The organism is Aliiroseovarius sp. F20344 (assembly GCF_023016155.1).
In the GTDB taxonomy this organism is placed as follows: domain Bacteria; phylum Pseudomonadota; class Alphaproteobacteria; order Rhodobacterales; family Rhodobacteraceae; genus Aliiroseovarius.
In genome coordinates this window covers 244042-264900 of sequence record NZ_JALKBG010000008.1, presented here as the reverse complement: position 1 = coordinate 264900, position 20859 = coordinate 244042, and the positions used below count along the sequence as shown (strand labels likewise).

Annotated in this window: 13 protein-coding genes; 8 read left to right on the top strand and 5 right to left on the bottom strand. The window is 54.6% G+C overall.

Translation table 11 applies throughout. The features are described from left to right. Window positions 1-13: 13 nt before the first annotated feature. Window positions 14-517, top strand: a complete 504-nt coding sequence (locus MWU55_RS10395) for an oxidoreductase (protein WP_348646230.1) — start codon at window positions 14-16, stop codon at window positions 515-517. Between the two features lie 69 nt (window positions 518-586). After that, window positions 587-3088 (top strand): PAS domain-containing hybrid sensor histidine kinase/response regulator, encoded by a 2502-nt coding sequence (locus MWU55_RS10390; protein ID WP_246936110.1) that lies wholly within the window; start codon window positions 587-589, stop codon window positions 3086-3088. Window positions 3089-3091: 3 nt separating this feature from the next. On the opposite strand, the gene MWU55_RS10385 is transcribed toward MWU55_RS10390, so the two are convergent. Beyond that, complete coding sequence (locus MWU55_RS10385; RefSeq protein ID WP_246936109.1) at window positions 3092-4285, bottom strand: polysaccharide biosynthesis/export family protein; 1194 nt, start codon at window positions 4283-4285, stop codon at window positions 3092-3094. Window positions 4286-4478: 193 nt separating this feature from the next. Between MWU55_RS10385 and MWU55_RS10380 the strand changes: the two genes are divergently transcribed. Genes MWU55_RS10380 through MWU55_RS10365 form a run of 4 tightly spaced genes read left to right on the top strand, consistent with a single transcriptional unit; the run spans window position 4479 to window position 8676 of the window. Then, on the top strand, window positions 4479-5714 hold the full coding sequence (locus MWU55_RS10380; protein WP_246936108.1) for an oligosaccharide flippase family protein: 1236 nt from the start codon (window positions 4479-4481) through the stop codon (window positions 5712-5714). 3 nt (window positions 5715-5717) lie between these two features. Then, window positions 5718-6638 (top strand): glycosyltransferase family 2 protein, encoded by a 921-nt coding sequence (locus MWU55_RS10375; RefSeq protein WP_246936107.1) that lies wholly within the window; start codon window positions 5718-5720, stop codon window positions 6636-6638. A gap of 11 nt (window positions 6639-6649) precedes the next feature. Next, the gene (locus MWU55_RS10370; RefSeq protein WP_246936106.1) at window positions 6650-7645 is read left to right on the top strand and encodes a glycosyltransferase family 2 protein; all 996 of its coding nucleotides are present in this window, start codon (window positions 6650-6652) and stop codon (window positions 7643-7645) included. Beyond that, window positions 7645-8676 (top strand): glycosyltransferase family 4 protein, encoded by a 1032-nt coding sequence (locus tag MWU55_RS10365; RefSeq protein ID WP_246936105.1) that lies wholly within the window; start codon window positions 7645-7647, stop codon window positions 8674-8676. The genes MWU55_RS10370 and MWU55_RS10365 overlap by 1 nt, the downstream gene beginning before the upstream one ends. Window positions 8677-9132: 456 nt before the next feature. On the opposite strand, the gene MWU55_RS10360 is transcribed toward MWU55_RS10365, so the two are convergent. The 4 genes from MWU55_RS10360 to MWU55_RS10345 all read right to left on the bottom strand — a co-directional run bounded on the left by MWU55_RS10360 (window position 9133) and on the right by MWU55_RS10345 (window position 16929). Next, window positions 9133-13371 carry a calcium-binding protein gene (locus tag MWU55_RS10360; RefSeq protein WP_246936104.1) on the bottom strand — a complete coding sequence of 1413 codons (4239 nt, stop codon included), beginning with the start codon at window positions 13369-13371 and terminating at the stop codon, window positions 9133-9135. Between the two features lie 325 nt (window positions 13372-13696). Further along, window positions 13697-14971 carry an ABC transporter permease subunit gene (locus tag MWU55_RS10355; protein WP_246936103.1) on the bottom strand — a complete coding sequence of 425 codons (1275 nt, stop codon included), beginning with the start codon at window positions 14969-14971 and terminating at the stop codon, window positions 13697-13699. After that, a complete protein-coding gene (locus MWU55_RS10350) occupies window positions 14968-15774 on the bottom strand; it encodes an ABC transporter ATP-binding protein (protein WP_246937864.1) in 807 nt (268 codons plus the stop codon). The genes MWU55_RS10355 and MWU55_RS10350 overlap by 4 nt, the downstream gene beginning before the upstream one ends. Window positions 15775-15924: 150 nt before the next feature. Beyond that, window positions 15925-16929, bottom strand: coding sequence for an ABC transporter substrate-binding protein (locus MWU55_RS10345; protein WP_246936102.1), 1005 nt, complete (start codon window positions 16927-16929; stop codon window positions 15925-15927). Window positions 16930-17118: 189 nt separating this feature from the next. Between MWU55_RS10345 and MWU55_RS10340 the strand changes: the two genes are divergently transcribed. Together MWU55_RS10340 and MWU55_RS10335 are read left to right on the top strand one after the other, a co-directional pair. Beyond that, window positions 17119-18099: a LysR family transcriptional regulator gene (locus tag MWU55_RS10340; protein WP_246936101.1), complete on the top strand. Its 981-nt coding sequence runs from the start codon at window positions 17119-17121 to the stop codon at window positions 18097-18099. A gap of 219 nt (window positions 18100-18318) precedes the next feature. After that, the gene (locus MWU55_RS10335) at window positions 18319-20757 is read left to right on the top strand and encodes an FAD-dependent oxidoreductase (protein ID WP_246936100.1); all 2439 of its coding nucleotides are present in this window, start codon (window positions 18319-18321) and stop codon (window positions 20755-20757) included. The last annotated feature ends 102 nt before the right edge of the window (window positions 20758-20859 follow it).

Here is a 20859-nt window from a genome sequence, read left to right as displayed (position 1 = left end):
CAGAGGACGGGAGATGCAGATGCTTTCAAGATTTTTGGCCATTTTGGCGATCACAATTGCCACACCACTCACGGCGCTTGCTGCCGACTTCAAAGAACCAGAAGGTGACGTACTGCTTACGATCACCCACGGCGGCAACGACAGCCAGACAATCGAACTTGACCTCGCAGGATTGGAAGCACTTGGTTTAACCACCATCAAAACATCGACCATTTGGACCGAAGGTGTTCAGGTTTTCGACGGCGTAGAACTGGCGACACTCACCAAAGCTCTCGAAATTACTTCGGGAACAATCAGTGCTGTGGCATTGAACGACTACGCCGTCGAAATTCCAGTGAGCGATGCCGTTGAAGGTGGGCCAATCCTTGCGATCAGACGCAATTCCGTTCCAATGTCAGTGCGCGACAAGGGTCCGGTCTGGGTAATTTACCCTTATGATTCATCGGCTAAATATCGAACTGAAGTCGTATACTCGCGCAGTATATGGCAACTCGCGCGGATTGAATTTATGGAGTAACCTCGTGTGAATAGAAAGCCAACAAGGGTTGAAGCTATACTCTCACGATTATCCAATAGTGGTATCGGCATGTTGGGCCTGGCGTTTCTCGTCGGGCTTTCAACATTTGCGATATCCGTCCTAACAATTGATGTCGCACGCGATATTGGGCAGCTCAACTCAGCGGATTCCGACAACATCCAATGGTCACTCACGCAAGCCGAAGTCGAGTTTTTAGAGTTCGAACGAGATGCCATTTTAGCAAGTCAAAGCGACGCACCTGACTTCTCATCGATGCGTCGTGAGTTCGACATCTTCTATAGCCGCTTGGATACTTTGTCCCAATCAGTCATCTATGCAGATCTGAGGCGCGAAGCCATCTTCGGAACAAGCCTGTCGACGTTGCGTGGTTTTTTGGATGAAACAATCACGCTCATCGACGGACCCGACGACAAGCTACAGGCAGGGCTTCCCCAAATAGTAAAACAGGCCGAGGAGATGCGGCCCGTCGCACGCACGCTTTCCAATTCCGGCCTCACTTATTTTGCAAACCTGTCTGACCAACGCCGCCGTTCGTTGCTCGGGACACTAAGCAGATTGGCAGTTGCCATTGGATTGCTGACATTGGCGCTGGTGACCCTTTCACTTTTGTTGAACGCCGTGAACAAGCGCAATCGGCGCAACATGATCTCCGCACGAAATTCACAGGATAGAACCGAAACGATCATCAATACGTCCCTAGATGCAGTCATCGTGACGGACCTGTCGGGTAAAGTGCTGGACTACAACAACGCCGCAGAAACGATCTTTGGCTATTCACGCGACTATGCTTTGGGCAAAGAGCTTGGGGAATTGATCGTGCCAGAGAAATTCCGTGAGGCCCATTCCGCAGGGATGGAACGCATGCGAAGATCAGGCGAGCGGCGCGTGGTTGGCCAAGGCCGTGTGCAGCTAGAAGGGATGCGTGCTGACGGAAGCTTGTTCCCAGTTGAATTAGCAATCCAAAGCGCGAGCACGGCAGAAGGCGAGGTTTTCGTGGCCTTCCTACGTGATATTTCCGCGCGCATTGCAGCAAATGAAGAGCTGATCGAGGCCCGCGATAAAGCACTGGAAAGCGAGAAGGCAAAGACCAACTTCCTGGCAACCATGAGCCATGAAATTCGAACACCGTTGAACGGCCTTCTGGGCAGCCTGACATTACTGCACGACACCAAGCTGAACGCCAAGCAATCGACCTATGTGTCGAATATGGAGAAATCCGGACGGCTTCTGATGAACCACATCGCGGACGTTCTAGATATTACCACCTATGACGCTGGCAAGCTCGAAGCCCGTTTGGGCCCCGTCAACCTCAGCACGCTTTTTGAGGATATCGTTAGCAGCCAGTCCAGCGCTGCCATGGCGAATGGGTCCACCCTTGAATGGGGGTGGGTTGGCAATCCTGTCGAATGGATCGAAACCGACAAACGCAAGATCCAACATATCCTTGTGAACCTCGTCGGCAACGCCATCAAGTTTACTCATGATGGCCGTATCAGTATTGAAGCGGAAGTGACCGAGGATGCGTCGGGCCAGAAAACCGCCCATCTGCGTGTCTCAGATTCTGGGTCCGGTATCGCGCCAGATATGCTTGATCATATTTTCGAAGATTTTGTGACTGGCGATGCGTCTTACAACCGTGATGTGGGGGGAACGGGGCTTGGCCTTGGCATCGTAAAGCGATTTGTAGAAGCGCTTGGCGGAAAAGTTCAGGTCGAAAGCACTGTCGGCACCGGCACGCAGTTCAGCGTGTCAATCCCGACCCGTATCGTAAAACGAACGAAACGCACCACCGCAGGTGAGGGCAAGCATCAAAGCTCTCGAGCGTTGGATATCTTGTTGGTTGAAGACAATGAGATCAACCAGTTCGTAGCGCAGGAGATGCTGCAAAACGCAGGCCATCAGGTCACAACAGCGGACAATGGAGAGGTTGGTGTCGAGCTTGCGCAAGCGCATCGCTTCGATCTGATTTTCATGGATATCAGCATGCCTGTTATGGATGGGCGTGAAGCCACACGAACCATTCGCGCAGGCAATGGCGCTTCGCATGCAGTGCCGATTGTGGCACTGACGGCGAATGCTTTACCCCATGAGCTTGAAGCCTTTTTGCTGGATGGCATGAACGATCTGGTCACCAAACCACTAAGCGCTGACGCACTGGCTCAGATTACCAATAAGTGGAGTACATTTGATCCCATGGATACGACGCACAGCTCCAACCACCTGATCTCGGACGATCATTTCACTGAAATTCGCGAAATGATCGGCACCGAACAACACGAAAAGCTTTTCCAACGTGTATCTGGCGAGCTCGAGGATTTCGTCACTGCGCATACTAGTTCGACAGCGGACGCTTTGCCCGAGTTGGCAAAAGCCGCCCATAAAATCGCGGGCGGCGCGGCCGCAATCGGTGCGTTGGAAATTGCTGACCGTCTGCGCGGCATCGAGACCGCCGCAAAGTCAGGCGATCTTTCCAACGTTACGGATGCGATCTCTGCTCTGCCAGAGGCTTGGACGCAAACGATGAGCGCGTTCAACGCGCGCAACACCTAAGGTCTAAAGCGTTCCGAGGCTCAGCACCCCAAGCACACGACCAACTTCTGTGATGTTCGTCACCGAACTGTCGTAACAGGCCATCGCATCGCCGGGCAGAAGATAGGGGTCGAAATCATCCCGTTCTGGCAGGCGCATCAGCTGCTCGATGTTGCGTTCGACAACTGCAGATACCTGCGTTTCGGGATTGCGCGAGAACAGAACAGCGGACCGATTTGCGCTGGTGGTTTTCGCACCCCCTACACAGTTCATATTAATCGCGGCCTGTAGGTAACGGGTTCCATATGGCACTTGACGGATTTCTTTGCCGTTTGCAGATGGGGCGTTGCCCGTTGCTGGCTGGGTCAGGTTCGAAATGAACAGCGCGATGCCGGGTGGGCTGATCGGGCTTGGACGCATCAAATCTTCCTGAAAACATCTTCGGCTTGGGACGCGAACTTCGTCACCGGAAAGCAGCATAATGTCGACGTTGTTGCGACCTTCGAACACGCCGCGCATGTCGATCTTGTAGACCGTAGACCCGCGCGAGACTTCGACCGCCGAAATGTCTGCATCCGGGCGGATCCCACCTGCAGCACGCAAAGCCGCCGACAGGTTACGCCCCTCGGACGATGCACCCAAAGCGTCTTGGCGCCGGTCATCGATATCCTCGCCTGATACAGAGCCGATTTCGGTCGCATGCGGTTCAAACACGGCTCCCGAGACCCCAACGGTCACCGAGGCGAAGTCTTTCACGCGTACCGACACTTTCGGGCGCTCGGTGAAGAAATCACCGGCCTGAAGCTTGGAGGCAATGTCACGTTCAATCTCGGACGTTGTGCGCCCTTGGGCACGCACCGGGCTTAGGAAGGGTAGTTTCAACGTGCCATCGCGCGATACAACATAGGATCCTCCAAATGTGTCATCATCGCTGACGAAGATCTCGACCAAATCGTTGCGCGTCAGACGTTCGCCTACCAAATAGGTGATACCTTTGCCGCCTTCCCCGCCACGCAATGGAAGGCATTTCTGCGCGTTCATTGTCGATGAATGCAAATAGCCCTTTTCGGTTTCAGCCAAAACTGGTGCGCGATACTGAGCTTGATAAGCATCCCCCTGAAGCACTGGTTCAAGATTGCCCGGCTTTTCAAGGCTTGCGCAACTTGCAAGCAATACAAGCGCGGTGCTGGCGGTCATCGTTTTCGCGGCGATATACATGTCGGTCCCTAACTAGTACTTACACCATCGGCTTAGCCCAGCAGCGTTGAAACTACCAAAGGTCGTTGGGAGTAACATCCCTATCCACTTGGGTAGGTGTCAAGCCTTCCGCGCCTCGAAACTGTCCAGTAGCGTCCAATACTCCTCAGTTTTTGTTAGATAAAAATGGGTCATCACGAAATGGATGACCGGAATGAACGCAGCTTCACAAATAAACTCACTGGCAAAGGGCCTGATGGCTTATGGCGCTTCGGAAGCTGCCGCCAAGGCGTCGCGCCTCTTGGTTGTGGTCGCTGTTGCGCGATCCCTTGAACTCACCGAAATCGGTGTGGCCGCTGCAGCAATGGCAGCGGGTGATATCGTCAAATCCCTTACCGAGAACGGCGTGGGCCAAAAGATCATCTCGGCTCGCGACGATGCCCTGGATGCCACGTGCAATACAGCACATAAGACCTTCTGGGCATGGTGCCTCGGCCTCTTCACCTTACAAGCAGGTGTTGCTGGCGCGGTTTTCTTGTTGGGCGGAAGCGCCACCCTGGCCGCGCTTATCCTGCTGCTGGCAGTTGAATATCTATTCATGCCCGGCGGCCTTGTTCAGGTCGCCCTGGCGATGCGCGCAGGGAAGATGCAACAGACTGCCGCGATTTCAGGGTCGCAAATCGTGGGTTCTAATATTGCAGCTGTCGCGCTTGCCCTTGTTTGGGCGAACCCTTTGGCGTTGATCCTGCCACGCGTGATCTCTGCTCCGTTCTGGTTGATCGCACAACGTCGCCTGCACCCTTGGAAGGCCAATCGCGATGCGGGCTACGCTCCGATCCGTCCTTTCATTCAATTCGGCCGCGCCGTGCTAGGAACCGAAGTGACCAAAGCGCTGCGCCTGCAAGCTGACAAAGTGATTGTGGGCGCCTTGATGGGCGCCGAGACATTGGGTCTCTATTTCATGGCCTTCAACGCGGGCCTCAGCCTTGCCAACTCGGTTTCTGTCGCGCTGGCTACGGTGGTTTTCCCACATCTTTGTAGCGCCCAAGATAAGGCCAAGGCGCTGCGCCAAAGCATATCTATGCCGCTCTCCGTGGTTGCACCGATCGTGATGCTGCAAGCTGTGCTGGCGCCCTATTACGTGCCTGTTCTTTTTGGTGAAGGTTGGGACGACATCAGCCCCGTTGTTTCAATCCTGTGCCTTGTCGCGATCCCATCAACGCTTTGGTCTGCCGCAGCCGGTTGGCTGCGTGTCCAAGACCGCCCAGAAGTCGAGCTTTGGGTCACCCTCATTCTCACGGCCGCGCTTCTTGCCAATACTGCCATGCTTGCACCTTTCGGCCTGACCTCTGTCGCAACCGGCTATGCCCTGGTGACCGCGACCATCCTTTCAATCGCCTCTGCGCCAGCCGTTCTGTTGGCATATGGGCCGGACAAAGTGAAAGCGTAACCCATGACCAAGTTTTCGATCATCGTTCCATGCTACAATGCTGAAGGCACTATTGCCTCTACACTTGATAGCTTTCGCGCCCAGACACATGCCGACTGGGAAGCGGTTGTTGTCGATGACGGATCCTCGGATGCGAGCTGTAAAATCGTGCAGGAATACGCCCAGCGCGATGACCGTATCCGATTGATCTTCAACCTTCGCAAAGGTCCGAGTGCAGCGCGCAACTACGGAGCAATGACTGTTACCCGCAACGAGCTCATTGCGTTTTGCGATGCAGATGACATCTGGACCGAGACAAAACTGGAAACGCTCGCAAAAGCATTCTCCAATCCAGAAACTCATGGTGCATTCGGACAGATTGCCTTCTTCAACGAAACACCAAGTGACGCGTCGGTGTATTCAACCGTGCCCCAAGCCCAGCTGAACATCGACATGCTGCTGGGTGAAAACCCCGTTTGCACCTGCTCCAACATCACCATGCGTCGGGATGCATTCAGAGCCACAGGCGGTTTTTCAACCGAGATGGTCCACAACGAAGACCTCGACTGGCTTGTGCGGGCTGTCGGACAAGGCCTTCGCATTCAGGGCCTGCACGAGCTGCACACATATTACCGCACCAGCCCGCGCGGTCTTTCGTCCGAATTGGCGGCGATGGAACGCTCGCGCCAAGAGGTATTGAAAACAGCCGCCAGTTTTGGTGCAACCCCAAGCCCCACAAGCAATGCGATCTACAATCGTTATCTTTCCCGTCGCGCCTTGCGCATGAGCGAAGATCGTTTCCTGCCCCTACGTTTCGCCCTCGCGGGTCTGCAAATCAGCCCCTCAGGCTTCTTTTCCTCGCCACGGCGCGGCGTGTTGACCCTGCTCGCCGCGCTCAGCGTCCCGGTTTTGCCGCGCCCGATTGCGCGCAGGCTTTTTACATAATGGAGAATGACATGACCTTCGCTTCTATCGTTGTTCCTGCCTACAACGCGGCCAAAACACTGCCCAAAACCCTTGAGGCCTTGCTGGCGCAGTCCTACGACAACTTCGAGATCGTAATCGTCGACGACGGCTCGACAGATGAAACCATCGAAATCTCAAACCGTTATGCGCAAAACGAAAATGTCCAAGTTGTACATCAGCGCAATCGTGGTCTTGCGGGCGCTCGCAACAGCGGCATCCACGCAGCGGCTGGCGCATTCATCGGGTTTTGCGATGCTGATGACATCTGGGCGCCGGAGAAGCTCGCGCGTCATGTGGCACATCTGCGTGCGAACCCGGTGGTTGGTCTGAGTTATTCCGGGTCAACTCTGATTGACAACGCAGGCATCCCCATTGGTCAAACCCAGACCCCAAAGCTTACCAGCGTTACACCAGCACATGTTTTCAAGCGCAATCCGATCGGCAATGGCTCGGCGGTTGTTGTGCGTCGCGACGTCTTTGAAGACATCGCCTATCGCCCAAAGCACGAACAAGAACGCGATTGGTATTTCGACGAAACCTTCCGCCAGTCCGAGGACATTGAATGCTGGACCCGAATTGCTTTGACCACCGCTTGGGAGTTTGAAGGGATCAAGGGCTTGCTGACACAGTATCGGATCAATCCTGATGGCCTATCCGCATCGACCGAAAATCAGTTGCAAGCCTGGGAGCAAATGGTCACCAAACTGGCCCCTTTGAACCCCGCATTCTTTGAAAAACACGCACAGACTGCGCGCGCGTATCAACAACGCTATCTATGTCGCCGCGCACTCAAGTCGCTCGACCTTTCGCGCGCGCGCCGACACGCAAAGGCTTGGATGCAAACCTCGTTGCGTCCTTTCCTTGAAGAGCCCGTCAAATCCGCCACGACTTTCTGCGCCCTTCACTTGCTGTCGCTATTCGGCGCACGCAACCTTCAACGCCTGTTCGCGATCGCAGCGAACTCCAAACGCCAAGGAGCCTTCTAATGTCCAGCAAAACCATCATTCACCTCTGCGACGACCAAACCAGCGGCGGCGTGACCCGCGTGTTAGAGCACATTCAATCCTGCCCGATCATCGGCGCATCGGGTGATCGACATATCGTTAAATTCGTTAAGCGCGGATCGACCAAGATCGGCCGCCTGAACGCGGATGTCATCGTGTCCCACCTTTCTGTGTCTTGGCGTACTTTGCCGGGCCATGTTGTGTTGCGCGCACTGAATCCAAACACACCAATGATCCATGTCGAGCACAGCTATACCGAAGCGTTTGTCGCCCGGAATGTTCTCCGCAAAGCGCGTTTCAACACGCTACTGCGCTCAGCATACGCACTTTATGACAAAGTTGTTGCCGTCAGTTATGCGCAGGGACGTTGGCTGGCTACAGCTGGCCTTGTGCGCCCGTCGCAGCTTGGTGTCATACAATCCACTGTGTCCTATGACGACATGCGTGCCATGCCCGCACCGAAGGGTGAAACGCGCGTCTTTGGTGCAATCGGACGCCTGGATCATCAAAAGGGATTTGACACTCTGATTGATGCCTTCAAAGACGTGAACATTCCAAACGTAAAATTGCGGATTTACGGAACAGGCCCCGAGGAAGAGAACCTCAAGCGTTTGGCCCAAGATGATCCCCGCATTTCATTCGAAGGTCACCGTTCCGACGCAAGCGGTATCTATGGTGAAATCGACGCAGTCCTGATGCCCTCGCGTTGGGAGGCTTACGGATTGGTCGCAGCCGAGGCACTTGCCGCGAAGCGACCTGTGTTGGCGCAATCCGTTGACGGGCTCGTGGACCACGTTGAATTCGGAGCACGCCTTGTCATCTCTCGTGATATCGAAGCATGGTCTGATGCGATCGACGCCGCTGCGCGAAAGAAAATAGCAATCGTGGCTACTTGCAACGTTACTCAAACCCCCGAACAAAACTTCGCCACCGCCTGGTCCAAGCTGGTCAAAGACCTTTGTGGTGAACTCAGCCAGCCAACTCCGTTCAAACCGTCACCGGTGCTGTCATAAAAAGGAAACCCGCAGATCGGGACCTTTCGATTGCTCGAATAACCAGGAAGCCCAGAGACAATATAGGAAGACGTGCAATTGAGTGACGCTATGCATGGACACTAAGTTGATACCGCGCAACTTGTTCTAATCATTTCCATATCTGGGAAAGCGATTTGTTGTAGTTACCGGGGCCGGACCGTTCTGATGTCCAACTTTATGTGACGACAGACAGTCACGGCAAGGAAAAGGGAAATCGAAGAGCATCGGCGATATCGAAGCCAAAAGGGACACAGAGCATTGCAACCGTCCCTGCCCTCTTAATCAACAACTTCATCCGCGCGCACTGCGGATTAAATGGTGATTGATCATGGTAAACTGAGCACCCACTTGTTCAAATCCAAGGAACATTGCACAGCACAAGGACCTTCACTCAGAAACACCCAAAACGAAATCGCTCCGGCATAGTCGTTTCCCTTACAAGAACCAATCTGGATGTGAGTTCTTTAAGCTCGTTGTTTCAAGCAAGACGATCGCATCTCCATCTCCATATTCGATGATCACCTGACCGCTGCCAGCGGTTACGGTAACATCCGTTGGAGGATTGGTGAGAGAGTATTCGACACCATCGACAATCAATTTGTCACTTCCGACGACAAAATCTGAAACTACATCCGACCCGTCCCCGGTTTCGAAAATGAAAGTATCCGCACCTTCACCACCGAAAAGGACGTCATCGCCTGTACCCCCGATGAGTGTATCATTGCCAGCCCCACCTCTGAGTTGGTCGATGCCTCCCTCCCCGAAGAGCTGATCATTCCCGGCTCGTCCGATTAGGGTGTCGTTCCCCTCTCCTGTCGCCAAAACGTTCGCAGCTTTCCCGCCCTTGACTAGGTCGTCGCCATCCCCTGTCTGGAGGTTTTCGATTGACTTGAGTGTGTCGAGCCCTTCGCCGGTGTTTTGACGGCTTGTTATGCTCAGATCAACGGTGGTGTCAGCTCCCGTCAAAAACTCGGCAGAGTCGTTTCCGCGTCCACCAAAAATGCTATCAGAACCCTTGCCTCCGTTTAGGACGTCATTTCCATTTCGGCCAATAAGCAGATCTTTCCCAGTGCCTGCCGTCAGATGGTTGGCCGCACCATTCCCGTAGAGCTTATCGTTTCCTGACGTTGTAGTTACATTTTCGATTTCACGCAGAAGGTCCAGCCCTTCTCCAGTCTGCTGCTTTTGTGTTTTGCGCAAATCAACGGTATTCGAATTTGTACCAAGGAAAGATACAGTGTCCGTGCCATCGCCGCCTATCAGCCGATCAGAGCCTTTTCCGCCGTTAAGAGTGTCGTCACCTACACCTCCGACGAGACTGTCGTTTCCGATCCCCCCATCCAGAAAATCGTGACCATCGGCCCCTCTTAGAATGTCGCGGCCTGCCCCGCCTAGGATCTGGTCATCTCCGGCTCCGCCGTCGGCAGTGTCATTCCCACTTCCGCTCGCGATCGTATCGTCCCCAGAATTGCCACGAATGATGTCATCCCCGATCTCACCCATGATCAGGTCTGCTCCATCGCCACCCTCAATCTCATCATTTCCATCGCCACCAAAGATATTGTCATCTCCGGTGCCACCATCAATGGTGTCTTCGCCAGCGCCGCCGGTGATTGTATCGTTGCCAGAGCCGCCAAGTTGATAGTCGTTTCCGCCTCCACCGATCAGAATGTCATCGCCGTCTTCACCGCGTTGCGATGCCTGTCCAGCACCGCTTTCCAAGCGGTCGTTTCCAGAGCCTCCGTAAAGGATGTTGTAGCCCAATCCCCCTTGAAGAAGATCATCGCCGTCTCCTCCGTAAAGCGTGTCACGACCGTCACCTGCGATCAGGTGGTCATTGCCGTCGCCGCCGTCCAAGTGGTCGTCGCCATCCCCACCGTTCAGAAGGTCATCGCCGTCATAACCAACGAGTTTGTCGTGACCGTCCTCTCCGTGCAGCTGATCATTTCCGACGCCCCCGTTGAGGTCGTCGTCACCACCGCCGCCATAAGCTTGATCATCGTCGCCGCCGCCCCAAAGATAGTCACGCTGCGCTCCGCCATACAAAGTGTCGCTTCCGTCGCCCCCATAGGCAACCGTCGTTGTGAAAGCAGCCGTGTCAGCAACATAGATTACGTCATCGCCTTCGTGCGCGTGGATTTCGTTCGTGTCATCCTGACCAATGATGATGTCAGCCTCGGACGTGCCATACATATAGTCTCGATACCCATGCACCGAGACGTCTGGTTTAGGTTTGTCCAGCGTTCCGTGTATCGGCAGATCAGCCGCCGCTAGTGTTTGATCTGAGAACTGGAAGTATTCGGCATTGCGAACAAAGTCGCGGTCAGTTCCGTTGAGGATTTCGAACCCCCATCCCGTTTGCACAATCAAGACATCCGCTAAATTTGCGTTGATCTGAACTGTGTCTATCCCCGAACCACCGTCGATGTAGTCATGACCTTCGCCACCATCCAAATGGTCATCACCAGCGCCCCCACTGATCTCGTCGTGACCGGCACGTCCGATCAGAATATCATTGCCCCCATCCCCAAACAATCGATCGTGCAAGATATGACCAACGAGTAGATCGTTGCCTTCACCGCCATAAATAGTGTTCAGATGTGCGCCAGCAAGAACGGTGTCATTTCCTTCGCCGGCGTCAATCTCTGTTTTATAGAATAGAGATACTCCAAGATCGTAGTGGCCCGAGCTCTCAAAAAAGTCGTCCCCGCCACCGCCCGTGCTGGGCTTGAGAACGCCAGTATAGTGAACATAGCTGTTGCTATCGTCGCCTATAAAGGTCTTCGTAAATCCTCCGAAATCAAGGTTGGGGTCAATTTCAAGATAGAACGCCTCAACATTCTGAATAGACCCCGCAGTATTGAGAGTGCCCGAAGGACCGGAAGTGTAGGTGAAGACCCCTTGAGAAAGATCGACGCTCCGATAGGTAACCAGAGTGTCATAGCCCTCTCCGCCATCGACGTTTGAGAAACTGCTTCCTGTTTCAAACAGATCATCGTCGCCTTCCCCGTAAAGGCTACCAGAGCCTACAAAGACATCATTTCCATCACCGCCGCGCGCTTCACCACCTTCTAGGAACAACTGGTCGTTACCAGCACCACCATCCATGAAACCACCATTGGGTTCATAAATGAAAGCCCCGACCATCACATCATCGCCGATTCCGCCGAACATCTGATCCGTCCCAGAGCCGCCGAACATATAATCATCGCCGGCGCCGCCATACATGGTGTCATCGCCCATGCCGCCTGACAGCTCGTCATTACCGTCGTCGCCGTGCAAGATGTCATCACCCATGCCACCTTCCAACACGTCGCGACCGTCACCGCCATGCAGGGTGTCGTTTCCGTCGTTCCCTTTCAGCGAGTCGTTGCCTGCTTCGCCCCAAACCACATCGTGGCCGGTGCCCCCGCTGATATCATCATCGCCAAGCCCGGCCCAAACCGTGTCGTTGCCGCCCGCAGCGCCGACAAAGTCATCTTGATCCGTTAGGGTTACGGAATTGTCATCGTCTGACAGCACATCCTGATGCGCGCTAAGGTCGATTTCGAAGATGCGTGCAAACGCATCTTCGCCATCATTGAGACCATGAAAGATGTCGCGATCAAACGTGACCATGATCTTGCCATCGCTCAACACGCTGACGTCATAGTCGCGCACTTTAAGATCGGGTCTTTGAATGACATCGGGCGAGATTTGCACATGATCCGTCAATTGCTCGCCAGTCTGGGAATACACAACACCCCAGATCGCCTGAGCTTTGTCAGTGGAGTATTCGCCATCCCACCAGGTGACAAGGATATTGCCATCCGGCAATTTGGTGAGCTTTTGCAGGGAGATTTTATGGAATCTATCGTGCAGCACGCCAAAGCTGGGGACCGAGACCTCACCATCCGGGCCATAGATGGTTAACTCAAATTCTCTGGTAGGAAGTTGGGAGCTAATCCTAAAATTTGTGGCGGTCATGATGCCGCCATTGTCCAGAATGACGATCTGGTCCTGACTAAAAAGATAAAGCCAATCGTTGGGGCTGTTGGCCCAGTCAAACGTATAACCGTCGCCAGTGTCGACCACGGCCGGAAGCGTATCAGCCGTAGGATCTATGAATGGATTCGCGTCCGAATAAAGCAAGCCTCCAACGGGGTTTCCGTCTGAATCGAACTCTTGCGCGTATACACCCTGATGCTGGTGGCCTCCGCCCCATGTTGTCCAAGACAGCATAAAGCCCCCACCCGGCAAATCCACGAACTGGGGTAATGTATCATTCGCGCCAAGAACATCTTCGCTGACCACAACCTCGGGACCGACTGGTTGACCAGCCGAATCGAAACGCTGCACTACGATATCGTGGTCAAGCGGGTCATCAAGCTGAGACGACTGCCATGCTATTATGAACCCGCCATCTTCAAGCACCTGAACATCGGGGGCAATCTGGTCGTATAGCGTGGATGTGTTTACCTGAAATGTATCACCATCTGGGGTGCCATCGGGCAGATAGTAGCGCGCAAAAACGTCGTATAGCGCCGGATCGGACACTGACTCGATGCTGCACCATGTCACAAGAATTCGCCCGTCAGGAAGCTCGGTGCTGTTTGCAAAGCGTTGTGCACCGGTCTGATCTGGATCGAGTTCGAAAATCGGAAGGGACGGAGAAAATTTGGCAGTAAAACCCATTTTTGCAATACTCGTAGTAACTATGCATTCCTGAAGCCGAAATGCTTAAAATATTGATTACATTCCTGCCACTAGCTATCGGAAAGCGGGTATGCTTTGCAATATGATTCCGCCCTAAGTTGGTTGGCGCGGAATGAGATTTAATTGAAAGGCAGGAGAGTGAACTCAATCTCGCTGCGTTAAATTGAAAGTGGAAGCGTTTGGCGCTGGTGACCGGGGTTTAACCAAGGGCCTTCCTTGTCAGCGGGACGCTAAGGTCAGGCAAAACGTAACGCGCCGGACTCGCAAGCCCGGCGCGTATTTGTTCAATGATGGCGTACAGCCTTTAGTGTTTGCCTTTCCACGGCACCAGGATGTTCTCGGCCTTGCGCATCAGTATATCGATGCCAAAGCCAATCACGCCAATCAGAATGATCCCCATCAAAACGATGTCCGTCAGGGTGAACTTGGAAGCGACCATGATCATCATCCCTGCGCCCTCGGAAGCGGCAACCAGTTCGGCGGCCACGACGGTGCCCCAACAGACCCCCATCGCCACGCGGGCGCCGGTGAAGATCTCGGGCAGAGAGTTGGGCACGATCACGTGTCGCATGATCTGCCATTTACTCGCTCCCAGCGAATACGCGGCATGCACCTTAGAGATGTTCACCCCTGATACGCCAGACCGCGCGGCAATGGCCATGATCCAAAGTGCCGCCAAGAACAGCAAGATGATCTTGCCAGCTTCGCCAATGCCGAACCAGATGATGATCAATGGGATGAGTGCCAATGGCGGCACCGGCCGCATAAACTCGACAATCGGGTCGAACCAACCGCGGAACCAGCCATTCAGACCCATCGCATAACCCAGCGGGATACCAACCAGCGCGCCAGCAACGAAGCCTGCGATCACGCGGAACAGCGAATAGCCGAGATGCACCGCAAGCGTGCTGCCTCGATAGCCTTCGCTGCCAATCTCAATCACGCGATCCACCACCGCTTCGGGCGGGGGAAGATAGACCGGATCCATTTGCAAACCCTTGGGCGGCGTGAAACTGATCGCGCCTTTGTCAGTCAGGGTGAAGCGGCCCTTGTCATTGGTGACGACCGCGCCTGCGGAAATTGGCTCGCCTTCGATGGCAACGACCGATGCACCTTCTTTGCGTTTGGCATCATCGTTTTTATCGAAAAGGACCGTTTGTGTGCGCGACGCAGTCATGGCGACGGCGTCATCCTTAGCGATCCCATCGCCCGGCTCGACCTCAAATTTCACGACGTCTTCGCCGAAGTTGAAAACACGGACAAAGACGGTGGCATCGTCGCGATTGCCGCTGCCATCGTCCAGCGTGTAATTAAACGTGGTTTCCCCAACAAACGGTGATGGTGCCTGCAAGAAGCCGGGCACCAATTTCGACCCCGTGAAAGCGCCCCAGATCAAGAAGATCGTGACCACCGAAATGACGCTGGCCCACCGGTTCGAGACCACTGCGCTTTCATCGCCAAAGGTGACAGTTTTGAGCGAGGTGTAGTCCACCCGCGCACGTTGTACGAAAAACTTGATGACAAAAAACGACCCCACAAAGATCGCGATATAGACGAGAAGAATGATGAAGCCGGTCATTGGTTGTCCTCCGTGCGTCCCATTATTTCCTCTTCCATGTCCCAGATCATTTCGAGGATTTCCTCGCGGGTCGGTCCATACTCAGGGTGTTTCTTGACTTCGCGCAGGTCGGCGCCAACGCCCATATCAGCGAAGGGCAGACGGTATTCCTTGTGGATGCGCCCAGGACGGGGGGCCATCACCAGCAGGCGTTCGCCGAGAAGCAGTGCTTCCTCAACAGAGTGGGTGATCAGAATGATGGTCTTGCCGGTCTCTTTCCAGAGCTTCAATACCAGCCCCTGCATCTTTTCGCGGGTCAGCGCATCCAGCGCGCCCAAGGGCTCATCCATCAGAATGACATCTGGATCATTGGCAAGGCAGCGGGCCAAGGCAACGCGCTGCTGCATGCCGCCTGACAATTCGTAAATCGCTTTATCCTTGAAGTCCCCCAAACCGGTGACATCAAGCAAATGATCGACATGCTCGCCCCACTGCGCCTCTTTCTGACCCTTCATACGTGGGCCAAAGCTGACATTCTCGCGGACATCCATCCATTCGAAAAGCGCACCCTGCTGGAACACCATGCCGCGCTCGGCATCGGGTCCAATACAGGTATGACCGTTCATCACCACCTGCCCTTCGGTGGGAGCCAGAAACCCTGCGACGATATTAAGAAGCGTAGTTTTGCCACAGCCCGATGGGCCAAGCACGCTCATCAACTCGCCCTCGTTTAGATGTAGCGATACGTCTTTCAATGCCTGCACCGAGCTGCCGTTAGGCAGGTCGAAACGCATAGAGACGTTTTCAATGGACAGTCCCGACATGGCCTGCCTTTCCTGATTGTAAGTTGCTTTGCTCAGTCTGTTCATCGCTTCCATTCATGTGACCCTCACGGGGCCACCCGAAGGAATGGATGAGCAGCTGCGAAGATGTTGCAGCGGCCCGGACATGCCGGGCCGCGCAAGAGTTACGCTTTACATGCCACCTGCGGCCGTCAGCGGCCCAGTGTTAACGGCACTGTCATAGCTGTCGAGTGCACTGTCGATGCTTTTCGCTTCAACAAACACGTCGGCCACGCCCTTCATGAAGGTTTGGGCATTGCCGCCCAGCCAGCCTTCACCCAGTTGCTCTTCCACGGTTGGGAAGCTGAAGGTCGAGATCGTCGCCATGGTGGCGTCTTCGTCCATGCCTGCGTCCTTGGCGATCACCGGAAGCATCTTGGCTTGGTTGGCCTCGTCGGCCCACATGGCGTTGGCGTCAGCGGTTACTTTAAGGAACTTGGATACCAGTTCGCCGTTTTCGGCAACCCAGCCCGCAGGACCCGAAGTCACGTCAAATACCAGAATACCCAGTTCGGTTTTCTCGTCACCGGTCAGCAGAACGTTACCGTGCTCAAGCGCACGGCGCAGCGAGCCGCCCCAGCCACAGAACATGTCGATCGAACCCTGAGCGATGGCAGCAGCTGCGTCAGGCGGATCCATGTCGACAACTTCCATGCTGCCAACATCCACGCCGAAGTGGCTCATCTGCTTCAGGAAGCCATAGTGAGCAGCGGTGCCGAGCGGTACGGCAACTTTTTTGCCAGCAAGTTCACCCGCATTGGTCTTGTCGATTTCCAGTTCCGAACGCACAACGCAGTTGTCGTTGTCAGCATAGGACACGGCAACATCAAGGATTTGCAGGTCCTGACCGGCCGATGTGGCAACTACGAAAGGCGGCAGGCCTTGGCTGACCGACAGGTGCACATCGCCTGAAGCCATAGCGGCAGACATTTTCACGCCAGATTCAAAGCTGACCCAATTGACTTTGACGCCCAGCGCTTCGTCATAGGTTCCCATTTGTTTCGCATATTCGAACGGCATCGGCCATTCGAGGAAATACGCAACTGTGATTTCTTCGGCACTCGCGTGTGACGCCGTCAACATAGCAGCTCCGGCAGCCAGAGCGGATACAGCTTGCCTGATTGATTTAGATTTCATGGTTTTCTCCCGGTTGGTAATTTGACCAGCCCGCCTTTGTGACGGACACATTTTTTAGATGGCCTCAGGTACTTCACTATAGATTTCTTCTCAAATCTCTGAAAACGAGACCGTTCCAAGATAATTAAATTGTAGTTTCTAATTATTCGAAATGCTAGCTTCGTCTGAAACCCATTCGGAAGGCAGACTATGCAACTTACGAAATTGAGCCTTAGGGGCCTCGAAATATTCCAGCTTGTGGCCAAATCCGGATCTGCTCGTAAGGTTGCCGCTGACACAGGGCTATCAATCAGCACCGTCTCACACCATTTGCGCCGTTTGGAGGATGATTTGGGTGTCAGCCTGCTGGATCACACACGCCGACCGATGGTCCTGACACCGGTGGGAACCATTTTTCTTCGTTACATTGATGGGGGTTTGCGGCTTATCCGGCGAGGGGAAATAGAACTGGCGTCGGGAAATCTAATCGAAGCGCAAAATCTTCGCCTTGGAATCGTTGAAGACTTCGAAAGTGAGGTCGCGCCCGAATTGATGCAGTTCTTGATGAGGGCCATGCCCAAATGCATCTTCAAATACTATACGCGTCCAAGCCACGAGATTCTTGAACTTCTTCAGAAACAACACTTGGATGTCGGCGTTGCGACACGCCCCCCCCACGATGTACCAGGATTGATCGAATACCCGTTGCTGCGCGACCCGTTTGTTCTGGCCGTTCCAAAGTCGAACAAAATCTCAGCCGAGGAATTGCTACAGGACGGCTCTGGGTTGCCTTTCCTGCGTTACTCGCGTGAACAGATTATCGGAAATCTGATCGAAACCCACCTACGCCGAAGCAAGGTTACATTGGAAAATCGGTTCGAACTGGAAAGCAATCATTCAATAATGGGTATGGTGGCAGAAGAGATTGGTTGGACAATCACTACCCCGTCTCACTTTGTCCGTACCAAGCGTTTTCACGACCGAATTACACTTCTGCCGTTGCCAATGAAAAACTTCGTACGCACGATTTCTCTTTTCACAACCGACTACTATCCCCAAGAACTGGCCACGACGATCGCTGAATCCATACGACGCCTCTTTTCACGTCAGGTGGTTGAGCAGGTAACAACCAGCACGCCCTGGCTGCTGCACGATTTTCAACTGTTGACGGATGCGGACGAACAAAGCTGATCCACCTCAGCATTTTGCATTCGGCTCTGAAAATCTCGGCAGATTGAAAAACGAGGTGGGCTGCGATCTCATCGCAGCTTGCGCCAAGGGCAAAGCTGTTCGCGGTTAAGTGTGGCTTTGTCAAATATTACATTCGATTTTCTGGGATTTGTGATTGCCGGATTGTGCAACCCCACTACAGCCCTATCCAATGGACCTGAGAGTGTGGAGGCACCAAACATGAAATCGCGGACCAAGGTAGTCGTTATCGGCGGCGGCATTGCTGGCTGCTCTACCCTTTATCATCTGACGCAAGAAGGTTGGAACGATGTGGTTCTGGTGGAACGCAACGAGCTGACCAGCGGCACCACTTGGCACTCGGCCGCACAGGTCACAAACTTCGGGGGCAACCAGACGATGGTTGGGCTGAAGACGCATTCGATCAACCTTTACAAAAAGCTGTCCGAGAACCCGGACTACCCGATCAACTATCACCACGCTGATGGTGGCATCCGTTTGGCCAATACCGAAGAGCAAATGCAGGGCTACCGCCATTTCTCCTCAATGGCGCGCGGCATGGGTGTAGACCTAGAGGTAGTTGACGCCGAAGAATGCGCCCGACGCCACCCGCTGATTTCCACCACCAACCTTCTGGGTGGGCTTTGGGACCCGCTGGACGGCGACATCGACCCAGCGCAGCTTTGTCAGGCGCTGGCCTTCCACGCCCGCAAAGCCGGGGCCGAGGTATATCGCAACACGCCCGTCACCGCGCTGACTCAACACAAGGACGACACCTGGACCGTGCATACGGAAATAGGAGATATCGACTGCGATATCGTGGTCAATGCCTGCGGATATCGTGTGAACGAAGTGGGTGCGATGATGGGTGTCCATCACCCCGTCGCCTCGATGGAACACCAATACTTCCTGACTGAAGATATCCCGGCCATTGCTGAGGCTGGCCATCGCATGCCTCTGCTGCGCTGCCCGATTTCAGACTATTACAGTCGTCAGGAAAAGGGCGGTTTGCTGGTCGGTTTCTACGAACAGGATTGCAAGACCTGGGGTATGGACGGGATCGATCCGAATTTCGTCAATGCGCTCTGCCCCGACGATCTTGACCGGGTGATGGACGTGCTGGCCGGTGCGTTCGAGCGCATGCCGGCACTCGAAGAAACCGGCATCCGATCCATCGTCAACGGTCCGATCACCTATACGATCGACGGCGCCCCACTGGTTGGCCCGATCCCCGGCAAACGTAATGCATACTGCATCATCGGGCTGCGCGCGGGTCTTGGCGAAGGCGGCGGTCACGGCTGGTTGCTGGCGCAACAGATCGTGCATGGCGAGGCGTGCTATGACACCTGGTGCATCGACCCGCGCCGCTTCACCGGTCACACCAATGTGGAACTGACGGCATTGAAGGCGATTGAAGACTATCAGAATGAATTCCGCTTCCACTTCCCGCACGAACACCGCCCGGCAGGTCGTCCCGCGAAGACCACACCGTTGACCCCGATCCTTGCCGCCGAGGGCGCGGAGTTCACCACAGTCAACGGGTGGGAGCGGATGGATTACATCAAGCCTTCGCCCGACTTTCACCCAACCCTGTCGTTCAACTTTGACGAAGCCTTTGACGTCATTGGCGCAGAAGTCAAAAACGTTCAGGAAAATGTTGGATTGTGCGAGGTCAACGGCTTCAACCGGTTTGAAATCACCGGGTCAGATCGCCACAACTTCCTTGATCGCATGTTCTGCGGCACCGTCACCAAACGCGACGGCCGGGTTGGTCTTGGCTATCTTCTGAACCATCACGGGATGATCAAGTCCGAGGCCACAGTCGCCAACTTGCCCGCGTCAGATCGCGGCCCAGAAAGGGTCTGGTACGGTTCGGCTGCCGCGTCGGAGTATCACGACATGGACTGGCTGCGGGCCCATATCCAAGAAGGTGAAAACGTTAAGATCAGGTCGCTGACAAATGATCAGACCATCTTGGTTCTGGCCGGACCGAAGGCGCGAGCGGTGCTATCGGATTGTTCGCGCGGTGACTGGTCGAAAGAGGCTTTACCCTGGTTGTCTGTGCGCGAGTGCTTCATCGGCTTTGCCCCTGCAACGGTCATGGGGGTCAGCTTTTCGGGGGAACTTGCCTATGAAATCCACGTGCCCAATTCCTCGCTCTATGCTGCTTATCTTGCGCTGCGCGAAGCAGGTGAAGCGCACGGCCTGAAACTCTTCGGTGCCCGCGCAGTTGACTCGATGCGGATGGAGAAAGGCTTCCTGCACTGGAAAGCCGAACTGATCACCGAATTCGATCCGTTCGAAACCGGGCTGGACCGCTTCGTGAAGCTGGGTAAGGACGCAGATTTCATCGGCAAAGAGGCCTTGGAAAAGCGTCATGCCGCCGGTCCAAACCAAAGGTTGGTATCTCTGAGAATCAATGCCACCCACGCACCTGCACATGGCGGAGCCTCGTTGATGCAGGGCGACAAAGTGATCGGCACCATCACCTCGGGCGACTGGGGACATCGTGTCGGCATGAACCTTGCCTTCGCCTTCGTCGAGCCGGACTTGGCAAATGAAGGCTGCACTATGGATCTGGACCTGTGCGGAGATCGTGTTACGGCCACCGTCATAGCCCCGTCGCCCTACGACCCCAGCAATGCATTGATGCGAAGCTGATCCAAGTCGCAGGTGGTTCGTGTCTGCATTTTGGCGCACAACAACAACTTACAGGCGAAGGCGCAACGCGCCCGTTTGTCGCCGGCTCTGAGCTTTCTCCGA

Coding starts and splice junctions, on each gene's coding strand:
- MWU55_RS10395 (WP_348646230.1), top strand. CDS start 14: ATGCAGATGCTTTCAAGATTTTTGGCCATTTTGGCGATCACAATTGCC.
- MWU55_RS10390 (WP_246936110.1), top strand. CDS start 587: ATGTTGGGCCTGGCGTTTCTCGTCGGGCTTTCAACATTTGCGATATCC.
- MWU55_RS10385 (WP_246936109.1), bottom strand. CDS start 4,285: ATGTATATCGCCGCGAAAACGATGACCGCCAGCACCGCGCTTGTATTG.
- MWU55_RS10380 (WP_246936108.1), top strand. CDS start 4,479: ATGAACGCAGCTTCACAAATAAACTCACTGGCAAAGGGCCTGATGGCT.
- MWU55_RS10375 (WP_246936107.1), top strand. CDS start 5,718: ATGACCAAGTTTTCGATCATCGTTCCATGCTACAATGCTGAAGGCACT.
- MWU55_RS10370 (WP_246936106.1), top strand. CDS start 6,650: ATGACCTTCGCTTCTATCGTTGTTCCTGCCTACAACGCGGCCAAAACA.
- MWU55_RS10365 (WP_246936105.1), top strand. CDS start 7,645: ATGTCCAGCAAAACCATCATTCACCTCTGCGACGACCAAACCAGCGGC.
- MWU55_RS10360 (WP_246936104.1), bottom strand. CDS start 13,371: ATGGGTTTTACTGCCAAATTTTCTCCGTCCCTTCCGATTTTCGAACTC.
- MWU55_RS10355 (WP_246936103.1), bottom strand. CDS start 14,971: ATGACCGGCTTCATCATTCTTCTCGTCTATATCGCGATCTTTGTGGGG.
- MWU55_RS10350 (WP_246937864.1), bottom strand. CDS start 15,774: ATGTCGGGACTGTCCATTGAAAACGTCTCTATGCGTTTCGACCTGCCT.
- MWU55_RS10345 (WP_246936102.1), bottom strand. CDS start 16,929: ATGAAATCTAAATCAATCAGGCAAGCTGTATCCGCTCTGGCTGCCGGA.
- MWU55_RS10340 (WP_246936101.1), top strand. CDS start 17,119: ATGCAACTTACGAAATTGAGCCTTAGGGGCCTCGAAATATTCCAGCTT.
- MWU55_RS10335 (WP_246936100.1), top strand. CDS start 18,319: ATGAAATCGCGGACCAAGGTAGTCGTTATCGGCGGCGGCATTGCTGGC.